Origin of the sequence: Pseudomonas sp. 3JA (assembly GCF_036961705.1) — a bacterium.
GTDB lineage: Bacteria > Pseudomonadota > Gammaproteobacteria > Pseudomonadales > Pseudomonadaceae > Aquipseudomonas > Aquipseudomonas fluorescens_Q.
Genome location: NZ_JBAMDJ010000021.1, coordinates 63,810 through 77,568, shown reverse-complemented (window position 1 = coordinate 77,568; position 13,759 = coordinate 63,810). Strand labels below are relative to the sequence as shown.

Annotated in this window: 11 protein-coding genes; 5 read left to right on the top strand and 6 right to left on the bottom strand. The window is 62.8% G+C overall.

All coding sequences use genetic code 11. The annotated features are described in order from the left end of the window. Nucleotides 1–25 precede the first annotated feature (25 nt). From V7773_RS17520 to gap, 6 genes are all read right to left on the bottom strand, one after another. Nucleotides 26–466: a YbaN family protein gene (locus V7773_RS17520; RefSeq protein ID WP_336074267.1), complete on the bottom strand. Its 441-nt coding sequence runs from the start codon at nucleotides 464–466 to the stop codon at nucleotides 26–28. 116 nt (nucleotides 467–582) lie between these two features. After that, on the bottom strand, nucleotides 583–1,173 hold the full coding sequence (locus V7773_RS17515; protein WP_092223162.1) for a biliverdin-producing heme oxygenase: 591 nt from the start codon (nucleotides 1,171–1,173) through the stop codon (nucleotides 583–585). A gap of 141 nt (nucleotides 1,174–1,314) precedes the next feature. Continuing rightward, complete coding sequence (locus V7773_RS17510; protein WP_336074265.1) at nucleotides 1,315–3,909, bottom strand: TonB-dependent receptor; 2,595 nt, start codon at nucleotides 3,907–3,909, stop codon at nucleotides 1,315–1,317. Between the two features lie 119 nt (nucleotides 3,910–4,028). Next, the gene (locus V7773_RS17505; protein WP_092223158.1) at nucleotides 4,029–4,991 is read right to left on the bottom strand and encodes a FecR family protein; all 963 of its coding nucleotides are present in this window, start codon (nucleotides 4,989–4,991) and stop codon (nucleotides 4,029–4,031) included. 99 nt (nucleotides 4,992–5,090) lie between these two features. Further along, nucleotides 5,091–5,612 carry an RNA polymerase sigma factor gene (locus V7773_RS17500; protein ID WP_063322642.1) on the bottom strand — a complete coding sequence of 174 codons (522 nt, stop codon included), beginning with the start codon at nucleotides 5,610–5,612 and terminating at the stop codon, nucleotides 5,091–5,093. Nucleotides 5,613–5,859: 247 nt separating this feature from the next. Then, nucleotides 5,860–6,861: a type I glyceraldehyde-3-phosphate dehydrogenase gene (gene gap / locus V7773_RS17495; protein WP_003184623.1), complete on the bottom strand. Its 1,002-nt coding sequence runs from the start codon at nucleotides 6,859–6,861 to the stop codon at nucleotides 5,860–5,862. Nucleotides 6,862–7,079: 218 nt separating this feature from the next. On the opposite strand from gap, the gene edd reads away from it, so the two are divergent. The 5 genes from edd (at nucleotide 7,080) to V7773_RS17470 (ending at nucleotide 13,706) form a co-directional block, all read left to right on the top strand. Beyond that, complete coding sequence (gene edd, locus V7773_RS17490) at nucleotides 7,080–8,906, top strand: phosphogluconate dehydratase (RefSeq protein WP_336074264.1); 1,827 nt, start codon at nucleotides 7,080–7,082, stop codon at nucleotides 8,904–8,906. Continuing rightward, nucleotides 8,903–9,862, top strand: coding sequence for a glucokinase (locus tag V7773_RS17485; protein ID WP_092144235.1), 960 nt, complete (start codon nucleotides 8,903–8,905; stop codon nucleotides 9,860–9,862). Before edd ends, V7773_RS17485 begins: the two co-directional genes overlap by 4 nt. Before the next feature lie 184 nt (nucleotides 9,863–10,046). Next, the gene (locus V7773_RS17480) at nucleotides 10,047–10,778 is read left to right on the top strand and encodes a response regulator transcription factor (protein ID WP_336074263.1); all 732 of its coding nucleotides are present in this window, start codon (nucleotides 10,047–10,049) and stop codon (nucleotides 10,776–10,778) included. Then, complete coding sequence (locus V7773_RS17475; RefSeq protein WP_336074262.1) at nucleotides 10,768–12,237, top strand: ATP-binding protein; 1,470 nt, start codon at nucleotides 10,768–10,770, stop codon at nucleotides 12,235–12,237. The genes V7773_RS17480 and V7773_RS17475 overlap by 11 nt, the downstream gene beginning before the upstream one ends. Nucleotides 12,238–12,446: 209 nt before the next feature. Then, on the top strand, nucleotides 12,447–13,706 hold the full coding sequence (locus V7773_RS17470; protein WP_336074261.1) for a D-mannose isomerase: 1,260 nt from the start codon (nucleotides 12,447–12,449) through the stop codon (nucleotides 13,704–13,706). The last annotated feature ends 53 nt before the right edge of the window (nucleotides 13,707–13,759 follow it).

Below are 13,759 nucleotides of genomic sequence, written 5' to 3'. Positions count from 1 at the left end.
TCCAGTACGAGAGGGCGATCATAGATCAAAAATCCGTTGGGGGCCGCTTTGCGGCCCAGCGGGAACAAGCTCCCTCGCCACAAGAGCCCCGTGCCTGTTCCGGGCGCGACCAGATCCACAGATTGCCCAGGCCCATGCCGGCGAGCGCGAGGTAAACCGGCCAGGCGTGGTCGAGCAGCACCAGCATCAAGCCTGCGCAGAGCAGCATGCTGGTAGTGGCACCGACCTTGGCCCGGCGCGGGATAACCTTGCCGTTGCGCCAGTTGTGCAGAATCGGCCCGAACAGACGATGGTTCTCCAGCCAGGCGCTCAGGCGCGGCGAACTGCGGGTCGCGGCCCAGGCGGCCAGCAGGATGAACTCGGTCGTCGGCAAGCCAGGCACGACGATGGCGACCAGGCCAATGCCCAGGCTAGCGTAGGCGAGCAGGGCGAAGAGCAGTTGGGTGAGTTTCGAGGGACGGCTCATCAGCGTTTTCCAGTCATGCACAATCTCTGTGGGAGCGAGCAAGCTCGCTCCCACACTGGTTTCTGGGGGGCTGAAGATAGGCATCCACCCTAAATCTCCTGCGGGAGCGGTATGAGTCAGGCCAGGTCGGCTGCATAAGCCTGTTCCAGCAACACCGTAAACCGGTTGAAGGCATCCAGCGCACCTTTGTCCGCCTCGGCTTCCTGCTGTTCGGTAAAGGCCAGGCTGTCGAGGGTGCGGGTGAAGGTTTTCCAGCCTTCGGCGCGCCCACCGGCAGGTTCTGCCAGGTGCCGGGCGCCGAAGGTCTCGCTCAACCCCAGGCCCACGGCACGCTTGATCAAGAACGCGGCGCCGAGCTTGGAGCCTTCGGAGACGAACAGCCAGCCCAGGGCTTCGGCCCGGGTCGGGTTTTTCACCGCACCGGCCACTGGCGCAGGGATTTCGGTGTCCAGGTCTGCCAGATCCGCCTTGGCCGCTTCCGCCCTGCATCGGGCCGGGAGGTCGGGAATCAGGGCGGACAGTTCGGCGTCGTTGTACAGCGCCACCAGTTCCGACTGGAACAGGTACTGGGCAACGACGAAACGGGCGAAGCTGGCCGGGGTTTCGAACGGGGCGTGGGCCTTGACCAGGGCGTCGAGCTTGCTGTGAGGCTCGTGGGTGATCTGGTTCAGGCGTTGGGAGCGTGAAGTGGGGCGCAGGGTATTCATGAAAAAAATCCTTTGAGTGAGCACATTGTGTGGCGAGGGAGCTTGCTCCCGCTTGAGTGCGAAGCACTCACAAAAATGGGCCTGCTGCGCAGCCCAGCGGGAGCAAGCTCCCTCGCCACAGGGGAAATCCTTGGGCCTGGGTCAGATATCCCAGATCAGGTTCACCGCGAAGTTACGCCCCGGCGCCGTCAGACGATCGAGGTTGGCGGGGTTCAGCACCGCCGCTTCGCCGACGCTGTCGTAGCCGCGCACGTCATCCCACCGCCAGTACTTCTTGTCAGTGAGGTTGTAGAGGCCGCCACTGACGGTGACGTCGTCGGTCACCTTGTAGAAACCGCTCAGGTCGAGGATGCCGAAACCCGGTGTCTTGAACTGGCTGCTCACGCCATCAGGCGAGTTGAAGTTGCTGTCGTCGACCCGGTCCTTTTTCTTGACCAAGGTCCAACTGAGCAAAGTGCCGTAGCGGTCTTGGTCGTAGCCCAGGCCGAACACACCGGTCAGCGGGTTGATGCTGTTGAGCGGCTCGCCGGTGTCGTTGTTGCGACCGTACGCGTAGGCCACCGAGCCTTGGGTGTACAAGCCCTTCGGTGCGCCAAACACCTCCAGCTCCAAGCGTCCCCTGGCCTCGGCGCCCTTGATGGTGGCGTGCTTGATGTTGTTGCTCTGGAAGGTCAACTGATCGGCGCCAGGGTTGATGGCGTCCTCGTTGATGAAGTCGCGGTACTTGTTGTAGAACACCGCCACGTCGAACGAGCCGGAATCGAAACGGCCGCGCAGGCCGGTCTCGTAGCTCTTGCTTTTTTCCGGTTCCAGATCGGGGTTGGGTTCTACGCTATAGCCGGTGTCGGTGTTCTCGAAACGACCGTACAGGGCCTTGGCGGTCGGGGTGCGGAAACCTTCGGCGTACTGGCCGTACCAGGTGTACTCATCGCTCAGGGCGTAGGTCAGGCCGAACTTCGGTGAGACGCGATGCCAGGTCTTGTTCTTGCCGCTGACTGTACCGCCGCCGGTAGGGTCCACGGTGTTGAGGAATTCCTCGGTCAGGTGCGGCTTGAGCCGGGTGTAGTCGTAGCGCAGGCCTGGCATGAAGGTCCAGCGCTCCCAACTGATCTGGTCCTGGGCGAACAGGCTGTAGGTGTTGATGGTCGGGTCCGGGAAGTCGCTGGCTTTTGCCAACACGTCCCGGGTGCTGATGGCGCCTACCGCGGAGCAACCGACGCCAACCGCCAGGCACACACCATTGCCGCTGCGCGAGCCGGTGACTTTCTGTTGCTTGAGGGTAGTGCCGTAAGTCAGCGCGTGATCGGTGTCGGCGACACTGAAGGCCTTTTCCAGTTGCGCGTCGAAGACCCACTGTTTCTCTTCATAGAGGGTCTCCCGGGTGCGCAGGACCTGGCGGGTGATGGGGAAGTAGAATTCGGCGGTGCTCTGGTCGGTCTTGGCAACCTGGTGATTCAGGCTCCACTTCATGTGATCGGCCAGCAGGCTGTCGAGGGCGAAGCTGTGTTCCAGGCCGAAACGCTCGCGGCTGATGGTGTCGTTGCCGGTGCGCCACTGGTACATGCCGCCGGGCAGTACAAAGTCGGGGATCGCCGGCTGGCCGTTGGCGTAGGGCCCGCCGTAGGCGCTTTTCAGGTCGCTGTCGCGGTCGTCCTTGTACTTCTCGTAGACCAGGCCAAGGCGTGCGTCATCGCTGTAGTTCCAGCCGAGCTTGGCCAGCACGTTGTTGGCGCGCACGTCTTCGGGGTTGGCCGCGGTGCGGTCCAGGCCGGTGCCGTTGTGGCTGCCGTAGGATTCGGTTTCATGACCGTCGCGCTGGCTGTAGTGCAACAGGCCGTCGAACTGCCCGCTACGGCCAGCGACGGTGGCGGACTTGAGCCAGCTCTCGTCGACGGAGCTGTAGCCGGTCTTCAGGCGGGCGCCAACATCCTCGCCTGGCTTGATGATGTCGTTCGGATCCAGGGTGAAGTAGCTGACGGCACCGCCAATGGCATTGCTGCCGTACAACACCGAGGCCGGACCGCGCAGGATTTCCGCGCGCTTGATGATTTCCGGGTCGACGTAGTTGCGCTGGGTCTTGGCGTAGGGGCCGTTGAAGAAGCCGCCGGGAATTTCCACGCCATCGACCTGGGTCAGGATCCGGTTGCCGTCGATGCCGCGGATGTTGTAGCCGCTGATACCGCCGCGCTGGCCCGCGCCGCCCACCGATACGCCTGGTTCATAGCGCACCAGATCCTTGAGGGTATTGACGTTGTTGCGATCCAGTTCCTGGCGGTCGTGGACCGTGACCGTGCTCGGTACGCTGGTGATGTCCTGTTCCTGGCGGGTGGCGCTGATGGTTACTTGTTGCAACTCCAGCGCGCCGCCGGCACTGCGTTTTTCCAGGACGATGCTGTTGTCGCCCAGCTTGCGGTAGCTCAGGTGGGTCCCCACCAACAGGCGCTCCAGGGCTTTTTCAGGTGACAGCGAGCCGTTCACCCCTGGCGAGGCGACGCCTGCGGCCAGTTCCGCGGGCATCCCGATTTGCCAGCCGGTGACCGCAGTGAATGCATTCAGGGCCGAAACCAGGGGCTGCCGGGCGATGGCAAAGGTGTAGTCGCCCATGTTGCGTGCAGCGGGTTGCACGGCGGTGGCGGCCAGGGCGAGCGGCGCTGTGCCGGCCATCAGGAGGGCGGCGGTGAGCAGTGACAGCGTGCAAGAGGGGGCAAGAAACCGGCAAGTAAGGCGAGAGGACATCGATAGCGCTCCGTGTCGCATCTGTTATAGGTGCAGATCCACATCGTTGGATGCGAATCAATTGCATTGGCTATAACGAGACGAATCAGCGGAGCCTATCGAGTAAAAATAATTCTCATTTAGTTCAGGATCACCAGCGCCGGGAACTCCTGAAGCCGCGCCGAGGTGATATGGGCCAGCGAACGGACCACGTCCAGCGGCTGGTCTAGGCGGTAGTTGCCGGTCACAGCCACGTTGGCCAATTGTTCGTTACTGTTGATGATCCAGCCGGGGTAATAGCGTCGCAGCTCGGCCAGTACCTGGCTCAGGGGCCGGTTTTCGAACACCAGCCGACCCTGGACCCAGGCCAGGTCGGTGTTGGCATCGAGCCGGGCCGGGCGGTCGAAGCCGTTGGGGCCGATGCGGATGCTTTCGCCAGCCGACAGCCGCACATGGGTGTCGTTGCGGGTGGCCCGCAGGTCCACGTCGCCACGCTGCACCTGGACCTGGGCCACGCCGTCGAGGTAGCGCACGGCGAACGCGGTGTCGCTGACGCTGGCCATGACCGGGCCGGCATCGATTTCCAGCGGCAGGTTACGGTTGCCCGGGACTTCGAAAAACGCCTCGCCCTTGTACAGGCGCGCCACATGTCGCTGCTCGTTGAACGTGCTGGAGAAGGCCGAATCGGTGTTGAGCAAGACCTTGGAGCCGTCCTCCAACTGCAGGCGCTGGCGCTCACCGACCACGGTCAGGTGGTCGGCCTGCAGGCGCAGGGGCAGGTCGCTGAAGTTGAACAGACCGAGAAACAGCACGGCGGCAGTGGCCAGGGGTTTCCAGTGGGCGCGCAGGCGCGACAGCGCGGTAACCTTGGGCGCGGCTTCAAGCTGGCGGGCACTTTCCATCACCTGCGGGCCGTTCCAGATCGCCTGGGCTCGGGCGAACGCCTCGCCGTGGCGCGAATCGGCCGCCAGCCAGGCGTGGAACTGCCGCGTCTGTTCCTCGCTGGGGGTGTCCAGCAGGATCAGCCAGTCCAGCGCCTGCTCCATGGCATGGGCGGTTTCCGGCGTCGCAGTGGGCTCGGCAGAGCGGAGATTGTCCGTCACAGTGGGGTCTCGGTATTAGCGGCATGGGCTCAAGCTACAAGCTGTACGCAGCAAGTGGCAAGCGTGTACGCAGCTTATGGCCTGACGCGTGGGGGCGGGTCACTGCTCGCCGTGGCTACGTTCAGCCACACCCACACAGATCGCCATGATCAGTTTCAGTTCCTTTTGCACGGTGCTCAGGGAGACGCCCAGGCGTTCGGCGATCTGTTGGTAACTGTGGCCATGCAGGCGGCTGAGAATGAAGATCTGCTGTTGTCGCGAACTCAGGGCCTGGAGGCTGACGTTCAGGCGTTCGAGCAGTTGCTGGGCATGGGCGGCGTCCTCGGCACTGCTCTGGGGGGCGACGACGTTGTGGACAACTTCCGGCGGTACGTCATCCAGCAAGGTCCGCGACTGGATGCGCCGGGCACGCAGATGGTCCAGCGCCAGGTTGCGGGCGGTCTGGAAAACAAAGGGTTCGAGGTGCTCGACTGTGCGTTCGGCCAATGCACGGGTGACACGCAGGTAGGTTTCCTGGAGCAGGTCTTCGGCGGTACTGGGGTTGCTGACCATGCGCTCGAGAGTGCGCAGCAGCGGTGTGCGTTGGGCGAGGAAAACGTGATGAAAGCGCGATTGACTCACGGTAGGGCCCGATCCGGTTCGAGTTGATGATAATGCTTATCATCTACGTTGCGGGTCAAGCCTTCATTTCATCACGTCAAGCCATGCGGGGAGCGCAACCTGTGGGAGCAAAGCTTGCTCGCGATAGCGTTCTCAAAGCTTGCACAGGTGCTGCATGCGACGGTGTCATCGCGAGCAGGCTTTGCTCCCACAGGCCTGCTCCCAAGGTTTGCTCTTACAGGCCCGCTCCACATTGGCCAGCAATGAGTTACTCGGCGTTACACAACGCCAGGCAGTTATCCAGCATACGGTTGGAGAAGCCCCATTCGTTGTCATACCAGGCCAGCACCTTGAGCAGCTTGCCGCTGGCCTTGGTGTGGTTGGCGTCGAAGATCGACGACAGCGGGTTGTGGTTGAAATCGCTGGAGACCAGCGGCAGGGTGTTGTAGCCGAGGATCTTCGAATGCTGGCTGGCGTGGCGCAGCAGTTCGTTGACTTCTTCGGCCGACGCTTCGCGCTTGAGTTGCACGGTCAGGTCCACCAGGGACACGTTGATCACCGGTACGCGCACCGCCATGCCGGTCAGCTTGCCTGCCAGTTCCGGCAGCACCAGGCCCACCGCTTCGGCGGCGCCGGTCTTGCTCGGGATCATGTTCTGGGTGGCCGAGCGGGCGCGGTACGGATCGCTGTGGTAGACGTCGGTCAGGTTCTGGTCGTTGGTGTAGGCATGGATGGTGGTCATCAGGCCGCTTTCGATGCCCAGCTCGCGGTGCAGCACCTGGGCCACCGGGGCCAGGCAGTTGGTGGTGCACGAAGCGTTGGAGATGATCTGGTGGGACTGGCGCAGGATGTCGTGGTTCACGCCATACACCACGGTGGCGTCGGCGCCCTTGGCCGGGGCCGAGATGATCACCTTGCGGGCGCCGGCGCTGATATGCGCGGCTGCCTTGGCACGGTCGGTGAACAGGCCGGTGCATTCGAACACGACGTCGATTTTTTCAGCGGCCCAAGGCAGTTCGGCCGGGTTGCGGATGGCGCTGACCGAGATGCGGTCGCCATTGACCGTCAGGCTTTCGTGATCGTGCTGCACGTCGGCGTCGAAAGTGCCGTGGACCGTGTCGAACTTGAGCAGATGAGCGTTGATCGCACTGTCGCCCAGGTCGTTGATGGCGACGATCTGCAGGTCGCGACGATAGCCTTGGGTATACAGTGCACGAAGAACGTTGCGGCCGATGCGGCCAAAACCATTGATTGCGATTCGAAGAGTCATTAACGGCGCCGCCATCGATTTGTTGTTGGAATTACAAGATTATTCGCATAAAAATAGAAAACAAGCCTTTTTAGTGGCAATATTTTGTTTTATCTACAACGAGTGACCTGAATCAACTGGTCCGAATGGTCAATAAACCGCCTGTCGCCCAACGCCAGGGGGCTTTTGACCAGCATAGACAATCAGGTCGCCACACCCGTTAGCCTGGAGTTCTACACATGCATCCCCGCGTCCTTGAGGTCACCGAACGGCTTATCGCCCGCAGTCGCGCCACGCGTCAGGCTTACCTTGCATTGATCCGTGATGCAGCCAGCGACGGGCCGACGCGCGGCAAGCTGCAATGCGCCAACTTCGCCCACGGCGTGGCCGGTTGCGGCACCGAAGACAAACATCACCTGCGGATGATGAACGCCGCCAACATCGCCATCGTGTCCTCCTATAACGACATGCTCTCGGCCCACCAGCCTTACGAAACCTTCCCGGAACAGATCAAGAAAGCCTTGCGCGAGATCGGCTCGGTCGGCCAGTTCGCCGGCGGCACGCCCGCCATGTGCGACGGTGTGACCCAGGGCGAGGCGGGGATGGAACTGAGCCTGCCGAGTCGCGAGGTGATCGCGCTGTCCACGGCGGTGGCGTTGTCCCACAACATGTTCGATGGCGCGCTGATGCTCGGTATCTGCGACAAGATCGTCCCGGGCCTGATGATGGGTGCGCTGCGCTTCGGTCACTTGCCGACGATCTTTGTACCCGGCGGACCGATGGTGTCCGGCATCTCCAACAAGGAAAAAGCCGACGTTCGCCAGCGCTACGCCGAAGGCAAGGCCACTCGCGAAGAGCTGCTGGAATCGGAGATGAAGTCCTACCACAGCCCGGGCACCTGCACCTTCTACGGCACGGCCAACACCAACCAGTTGCTGATGGAAGTGATGGGCCTGCATTTGCCGGGCGCTTCGTTCGTCAACCCGAATACGCCGTTGCGCGATGCCCTGACCCGTGAAGCGGCGTTCCAGGTCACGCGCATGACCAAGCAGAGCGGCAACTTCATGCCCATCGGCGAGATCGTCGACGAACGCTCGCTGGTCAACTCCATCGTTGCGCTGCACGCCACCGGCGGCTCCACCAACCACACCCTGCACATGCCGGCCATCGCCATGGCGGCGGGTATCCAGCTGACCTGGCAGGACATGGCCGACCTCTCCGAGGTGGTGCCGACCCTGAGTCATGTCTACCCGAACGGCAAGGCCGACATCAACCACTTCCAGGCGGCGGGCGGCATGTCGTTCCTGATCCGTGAATTGCTGGAAGCCGGTTTGCTCCACGAAAACGTCAACACCGTGCTCGGTCACGGCCTGAGCCGTTACACCCAGGAGCCGTTCCTCGAGGACGGCGAGCTGGTGTGGCGCGACGGCCCGATCGAAAGCCTCGACGAAAACATCCTGCGCCCGGTGGCCCGCGCGTTCTCGTCTGAAGGCGGCCTGCGGGTGATGGAAGGCAACCTGGGCCGTGGCGTGATGAAGGTCTCGGCTGTGGCCCTGGAAAACCAGGTCGTCGAAGCCCCGGCCATGGTCTTCCAGGATCAGCAGGACCTGGCTGATGCATTCAAGGCCGGCCTGCTGGAGAAAGACTTCGTCGCGGTGATGCGCTTCCAGGGTCCGCGCTCCAACGGCATGCCCGAGCTGCACAAGATGACGCCGTTCCTCGGCGTATTGCAGGACCGTGGCTTCAAAGTGGCGCTGGTGACCGACGGGCGCATGTCCGGTGCGTCGGGGAAAATCCCGGCGGCCATTCATGTCAGCCCCGAAGCTTATGTCGGTGGTGCGTTGGCCCGGGTGCAGGAGGGCGATATCATCCGCGTCGATGGCGTCAAAGGCACCTTGGAATTGAAGGTGGACGCCGAGGAATTCGCCGCGCGCACGCCGGCCAAGGGCCTGTTGGGCAACAACATCGGCACCGGCCGCGAGCTGTTCGGTTTCATGCGCATGGCCTTCAGCTCGGCGGAGCAGGGCGCCAGCGCCTTCACTTCTGCCCTGGAGACGCTTAATTGAAACTGGCTTTGGTCGGTGACATCGGTGGGACCAACGCACGCTTTGCGCTGTGGAAAAACCACGCCCTGGAAAACATCCAGGTGCTGGCAACAGCGGATTATGCCTGCCCGGAAGATGCCATCCAGGTGTACCTGAGTGGCCTGGGCCTGAAACCGGGCGCCATCGGTTCGGTGTGCCTGTCGGTGGCCGGTCCCGTGAGCGGCGATGAGTTTCGCTTTACCAACAATCACTGGCGCCTGAGCAACCTGGCGTTCTGCCAGACCTTGCAGGTGGAGAAGCTGTTGCTGGTCAACGATTTCTCGGCCATGGCCCTGGGCATGACTTGCTTGCGTCCCGATGAGTACCGGGTCGTATGCGAAGGCACTCCGGAGCCGTTGCGCCCGGCAGTGGTGATCGGCCCGGGTACCGGGCTGGGCGTTGGTACGTTGCTGGACTTGGGCGAAGGCCGTTTCGCCGCGTTGCCGGGGGAGGGCGGCCATGTCGACCTGCCCCTGAGCAGCCCGCGGGAAACCCAACTGTGGCAGCACATCTACAACGAGATCGGCCACGTCAGCGCCGAAACCGCCCTGAGCGGCAGCGGTTTGCCTCGGGTGTACCGGGCCATTTGCGCGGTGGACGGCCATGTGCCGGTGCTCGACACCCCCGAATCCATCACCGCCGCCGGCCTGGCTGGCGACCCCATTGCCCTGGAAGTGCTCGAGCAGTTCTGCCGCTGGCTGGGGCGCGTGGCCGGCAACAATGTGTTGACGTTGGGCGGGCGCGGCGGTGTCTACATCGTCGGTGGCGTGGTCCCGCGGTTTGCCGATTTCTTCCTCGAAAGCGGTTTCGCCCGTTGCTTCGCCGACAAGGGCTGCATGAGCGATTACTTCAAGGGCATTCCGGTCTGGCTGGTGACCGCGCCGTACCCCGGCCTGATGGGGGCGGGTGTGGCGTTGGAGCAATCCGCCGCCGCTTAAGGTTCGGTAGGTACTGTACTGTGGGAGCGAGCTTGCTCGCGATGACGGAGTGTCAGTCGCCATTGAGGTTGGCTGTTGCACCGCTATCGCGAGCAAGCTCGCTCCCACAGAGTTTTTGCAGTGTGTTTGTAGGCCTTGTCCATCAGGCATAATCGCCCCAATCCAAACAACAAGGACGAGGCCCGTGAGTTCAGTAAACAAATCGATTTTGTTGGTCGACGACGACCAGGAGATTCGCGAACTGCTGGACACCTACCTCAGCCGTGCGGGGTTCCAGGTGCGGACCACGCCTGATGGCGCCGGGTTTCGCCAGGCGCTGAACGAGGCGCCGAGCGACCTGGTGATCCTCGATGTGATGCTGCCCGATGAAGACGGCTTCAGCCTATGCCGCTGGGTTCGCCAACACCCACGCCAGGCTCATGTGCCCATCATCATGCTCACCGCCAGTTCCGACGAAGCCGACCGGGTCATCGGCCTCGAATTGGGCGCCGATGATTACCTGGGCAAGCCCTTCAGTCCGCGTGAATTGCAGGCGCGCATCAAGGCACTGCTGCGCCGCGCACAATTTGGCCAGGAACGCCCCAGCGGCGAAGTGCTGGCCTTCGATGAATGGCGGCTGGACATGGTCAGTCATCGACTGTTCCACACCGACGGTGAAGAGGTGATTCTCTCCGGTGCCGACTTCGCGCTGCTCAAGTTGTTTCTCGATCATCCCCAGGAAATCCTCGACCGCGACACCATCGGCAATGCGACCCGCGGTCGTGAGCTGATGCCCCTGGACCGGATCGTCGACATGGCGGTCAGTCGTCTGCGTCAGCGCTTGCGTGACACCGACAAGCCGCCGCGACTGATTCGCACGGTGCGTGGCAGCGGTTATCAGCTGGCGGCCAGTGTGGTTGCCAGCAATGGTCATTGACTGGATCAAAAAAGTCGCCCGACGGGTGCCGGTACCGCGCTCGCTGCTGGGACGGATGCTGCTGCTGACCTTGCTGGTGGTGTTGTTCGCCCAGACCTTGTCCAGCCTGATCTGGGTCTCGCAGTTGCGCGCCACCCAGCTCGAAGGCCTGGTCACCAGTGCCCGCAGCCTGGCCCATTCGATGACCGCCAGCGTCAGTTATTTGCGTTCGCTGCCGGTGGCTTACCGGCCGCTGGTGCTGGATCAGTTGCGCAGCATGGGCGGTACGCGATTTGTCGTCACGCTCAACGACAAGCCCCTGGGCATGGACGTGTTGCCGATCACGTCGCGCAAACTGGCGGTGCTCAAGGCGGTGGACGATGTGTTGCGCCGGTCGTTGGGCAGTAACGCCGACATATCGGTGAATTTTGTCAGCCCCGACGACCTGCGAATTTTCAACGCTGGGCTCAAACTCGATGAACTGCCCCGTTCGTGGGCTCACTACGCCTTGACCCTGGAACCGGTGAACCCGCCGGTGCTGGTCACGCAGATCCAGATGGCGCCGGGGGAGTGGTTGTACATCGCCTCGCTGCTGCCCGAACCTTACACCAGCCTCGAAGAGCAGGACCTGCCTACGCAACAGGTGGGTTTCATCGTGCTTACCAGCAGCTTGTTATTGCTGTTCATCGGCTTGCTGGTGCACTGGCAGAGCCGACCGCTCAAGCGTTTGGCCCGGGCCGCGCGGGACATGTCCCTGGGTGCCGAAGTGGAGCCGGTGGCCGAGGGCGGCGGCAGCGAAGTGGTGGAAGTGGGGCGGGCGTTCAATGCCATGCGCGAACGCATCAGCCGTTACCTGACCGAACGCAGCCAGTTATTCAGCGCGATTTCCCACGACTTGCGCACACCGATCACCCGCTTGCGCTTGCGGGTCGAGCTGTTGGAAGACGAAAACCTGCAGGCCAAGTTTGGTCGTGACCTGGATGAGTTGGAGTTGTTGGTCAAAGGCGCGCTGCAATGCGTCAAGGACACCGACATCCACGAAAACATCGAACCGGTGGACCTCAATCATGTGCTCGATTGCCTGGTCGAACCTTACCTGGCGCCCAACGGCAACGGTCGGGTGACCCAGGATGGCCGGGCGCTGGCGCCGTATCCGGGCAAGCCACTGGCGCTCAAGCGCTGCATCGGCAACCTGATCGACAATGCCTTGAAATACGGGCAGAACGCCCACCTGCACATCGATGATGATGAAACTGCCTTCATCCTGCACGTCGACGATGAAGGCCCCGGCGTGCCGGAACAGCGCCTGGAGCAAGTTTTCGAACCGCACTTCCGCCTGGCCGGGCAACAGCAGGGCTATGGCCTGGGCCTGGGCATCGCCCGCAACATCGCCCACAGCCATGGCGGCGAAGTGAGCTTGCAGAACCTGCGTGAAGGGGGGTTGCGGGTGACCCTGCAATTGCCTCGTTCAACTGACTGATCGTTCCCACGCTCTGCGGGGGATGCCTCAACGGACGCTCTGCGTTCGGCTTTAAAGGGGATGCAGAGCGTCCCGGGCGGCATTCCCGCGCGGGGGGAACGATCATCAATGTCACAAGTCGGTGACATAACTCGTCCCTTTCGTTACCTGCCGCCCGCCATCCCTTGTTTAGACTCCCTGCGTCAAAACAACAAAAAAGGTACCACCCAATGGACACCTTCCAACCGGCCTTCAGCAGTTGGCTGAACGCCCCTGCCCACCAGCAATGGCTTGCCGACGAAGGCTTGCGGCTGCTGGCGTTCGCCAAGGCATCGAAGCTGCCGGACGGCTTTGGCAACCTGGACGAGCTGGGGCGCCTGCCGGCCAATGCACGGGCCGAAACCATGAACACCGCGCGCATGACCCACAGCTTTGCCATGGCCCACATCCAGGGTCTGCCGGGGTTTGCCGAGCTGGTGGACCACGGTGTCCAGGCGCTGAGCGGCCCCTTGCGCGACGCCGAGCACGGTGGCTGGTTTGCCACGACACGGCCTGATGAAGATGGCGCGGGCAAGGCGGCCTACTTGCATGCATTCGTTGCCCTGGCGGCCAGTTCCGCGGTGGTGGCCCAGCGGCCTGGCGCCCAGGCATTGCTGGACGAAGCGGTGCGAATCATCGATGAGCATTTCTGGAGCGAAGAAGAGGGGGCACTGCGCGAATCCTTCAACCGCGACTGGACTGAGGAAGAGGCCTATCGCGGCGCCAACAGCAACATGCACGCCACCGAAGCGTTCCTGGCCCTGGCCGATGCCACCGACGACCCGCGCTGGCTGGCTCGCGCCCTGCACATCGTCGAACGGGTGATCCACGGCCATGCCGCCGCCAACGACTACCTGGTGGTGGAGCATTTCGATCGCCACTGGCAGCCGCTGCGCGAATATAACCAGGACAATCCTGCCGATGGTTTCCGTCCCTACGGCACCACCCCTGGCCACGGTTTCGAATGGGCGCGACTGCTGCTGCACCTTGAGGCGGCGCGCGTCCAGATCGGCATGCTGACCCCGGGTTGGCTGGCCCAGGACGCACAAAAACTCTTCGATCAGAACTGCCGCCACGGTTGGGGCGTCGACGGTGCGCCGGGCATTGTCTACACCCTGGATTGGGACAACCGCGCGGTGGTTCGCCATCGACTGCATTGGGTCCACGCCGAAGCGGCGGCCGCTGCCAGCGCCTTGCTCAAGCGCACCGACGAGGCGAAGTACGAAGCCTGGTACCGGCGCTTCTGGGAGTTCTGTGACAAACATTTCATCGACCGCTGCAACGGCAGCTGGCATCACGAACTCGATCCGCAAAACCGCCCCAGCGCCGACATCTGGCCAGGCAAGCCGGACCTGTATCACGCCTGGCAGGCGGTGTTGATTCCGCGCCTGCCCTTGGCACCGAGCATGGCGTCAGCCCTGGCGCGGTTATCCAGTCCTTCGCCTGTGTAACCATGTCGTGACATTTGCACGTCCCTTCGTTACCTGCGAAGGGATTCCCTCTG